Here is a 2622-nt window from a genome sequence, read left to right as displayed (position 1 = left end):
ATTCGAGGATGGAAAGACCTGGGGTATCGTCAATAAATATGGGGGCTTTGGTTAAATTCGCTGTTTTGTGTACCAACTGAGCCCATTCGTGCTCAGCCAGGTTACCTTTTTTAATTTTTTCACTACCCAACTCTGCTTCGGCAGAAATAAGTCGGTTAACCAACTGTACCGATGACATCTCTAGAGAGAATATAGCACAGGCATGGCCATGGTCTACGGCCGCATTTCGGAGGGCCGAAACCACAAAAGCAGTCTTACCCATACCTGGACGGGCAGCAATAATTACCAAGTCAGATCGCTGCCAGCCTGAAGTTACCCTGTCCAGACTTGTGAAGCCGGAAGGCACGCCCGTCAGTCCATCCTGATGGTTTTTACGTGCCTGAATTTCTTCAAGGGCCGTAGCCATAATATTCTTCATGCTATCGTACTCCTTGCGGATATTGGCTTCAGACACTTCAAAAAGCGACTGCTCCATCCGATCGAGTAGCTGAAAAACATCGGTGGTATCTTCATAGGCATCTTTCTGAATTTCAGAAGCAATTCGAATAAGTTCCCTCTTAATGGATTGCTCCACAATAATTCGGGCATGATACTCAATATTGGCGGCAGAAGATACCCTATTGGTAAGTTGAGTTATGTAATACGGGCCACCCACCATTTCCAGCTTTCCCGTTTTTCTGAGGTAGCTGGTTACGGTAAGGATATCGATAGGCTCCGAAGCCTGAAACAGATCGTATATGGCCTGATATATTTCTTTGTGGCTGTCTTTGTAGAAAGAGTTCGGGCTTAAAATGTCAATCACATTGGTGAGTGCATCCTTCTCCAACATCAGCGCACCCAATACAGCCTCTTCCAAATCTATGGCCTGCGGAGGAAGTTTACCCAACTGGGCACCTTCCACCGAAAGGTTTTTAGACTTATATCCGAGCCTCAATGCTGCTGATTTTCCTTTTTCCATAAGCACAAAACTATCCTTATCCGGGCCACAAATTCAAGCAGATGCGAACCTTTATTTTTCCCCGCTCTATGCACAACAATAATGACCAGTTGCAAACAAGTTGTGCACAGTTGTGCACACCATTATCCACGCGCATGTATATCAGTACCTTATGATTGGAACGCCTTTAGTTTTCCTTTATTTTTGGCGCATTCTTCAGAAAACAATTCATGCTAAAAAATAAGAAGGTTCACTTTATTGCCATTGGCGGAAGTGTTATGCACAACCTGGCCATTTGCCTAAAACTACTTGACAATCAAGTTACTGGGTCTGACGACATGTTCTTTGACCCCTCTAAAACTAACCTCCAAAAGCATGGCTTATTGCCTGAAAAAGAAGGCTGGAATGCCGACAAAGTGCATAGTGGATTGGACTATGTGATTTTGGGTATGCATGCCAAAAAAGACAACCCGGAGCTACTCAAGGCCAGGGCCTTAGGTTTAAAAATTTACTCATTCCCTGAGTTTATCCACGAGGCATCTAAGGCCAAAACCCGGGTGGTAGTGGCCGGCTCTCATGGCAAAACCTCTATTACTTCTATGGTGCTGCACGTATTGCAAAAAACGGGTAGGGCTTTCGATTATCTGGTGGGTGCACAGTTAGAGGGCTTTGAAACCATGGTAAAACTTTCTGACGCTCCGGTAATGGTAATTGAAGGCGATGAGTACACCACAAGCCCTCTGGATCTTACTCCAAAATTTCTTCATTACAAACACCATTATGCCTGCATAACCGGTATAGCCTGGGATCATTACAACGTATTCCCTACTCTGGACATATACGAGCATCAATTTGCCCAATTCATTGACTTAACACCTCCGGAAGGCAAACTCTTTTATGCGGCCTCCGACCCGCGGCTTGTTAGTCTGATCGATCGGGCAGAAATACCACAAGAACGTTTATTGGCCTACGATGCACTTCCGGCAACCGTTAGGAATAACAAGACCTTTGTTGAGTGGGAAGGTCATGAATATGGCTTGCAAGTGTTTGGTCAGCATAACCTCCAGAACCTGAATGCAGCTCGCTGTTTACTCAATGAGTTGGGTGTTTCCGATGAGCAGTTTTTCACTCACATACAATCGTTCAAAGGAGCTTCTAAACGGCTGGAACTAATAGGAGAAGGCCAAAATTGCAGCATCTATAAAGATTTTGCCCATGCCCCTTCTAAGCTGAAAGCTACTTCTGAGGCTGTAACCCGGCAGTTTACCAAACGGCAACTCACCGCTTGCCTGGAATTACACACCTTTAGCAGCCTCAACAAGGCATTCATATACCAGTACAAAGACTGTTACAACCTTCCGCACGAGGCGCTCATTTTCATAAACCCAAAAGCAGTAGAAGCCAAGAAATTGGAAATGATTACAGAAGCTGAACTGCGCGAGGCTTTTAACCGACCGGACATTCGACTGTTTACAGAAGCACCTAAGCTGGAAGAGTATTTACTCAACCAAAACTGGAATAATCGCAACCTGCTTTTGATGAGCTCAGGAAATTTCGGAGGTTTGGACATAGAAACCATTAAGAATAGAATAACAGGCTAATGCAACTCAACCTAAAAAACCCTCTCGTATTTTTCGACCTGGAAACCACCGGCATTAATATAGCACACGACAGAATTGTAGAAT

General features: G+C 44.7%; 2 protein-coding genes and 1 pseudogene. 2 read left to right on the top strand and 1 reads right to left on the bottom strand.

All coding sequences use genetic code 11. The features are described from left to right. A partial coding sequence (locus B3763_RS15350) for a replicative DNA helicase (RefSeq protein ID WP_286747579.1) occupies positions 1-958 on the bottom strand: 958 nt, incomplete at its 3' end. A 209-nt stretch (positions 959-1167) separates the two neighbouring features. Here B3763_RS15350 and B3763_RS15345 point away from each other — a divergent pair. Together B3763_RS15345 and B3763_RS15340 are read left to right on the top strand one after the other, a co-directional pair. Further along, a complete protein-coding gene (locus B3763_RS15345) occupies positions 1168-2538 on the top strand; it encodes a UDP-N-acetylmuramate--L-alanine ligase (protein ID WP_286747576.1) in 1371 nt (456 codons plus the stop codon). Then, positions 2538-2622 (top strand): annotated as a pseudogene (locus B3763_RS15340) (3'-5' exonuclease); the annotation flags it as partial. The gene B3763_RS15345 and the pseudogene B3763_RS15340, both read left to right, overlap by 1 nt.

The organism is Roseivirga sp. UBA1976 (assembly GCF_002336325.1).
GTDB lineage: Bacteria > Bacteroidota > Bacteroidia > Cytophagales > Cyclobacteriaceae > Roseivirga > Roseivirga thermotolerans.
This window is presented reverse-complemented; position numbering and strand designations above follow the sequence as displayed.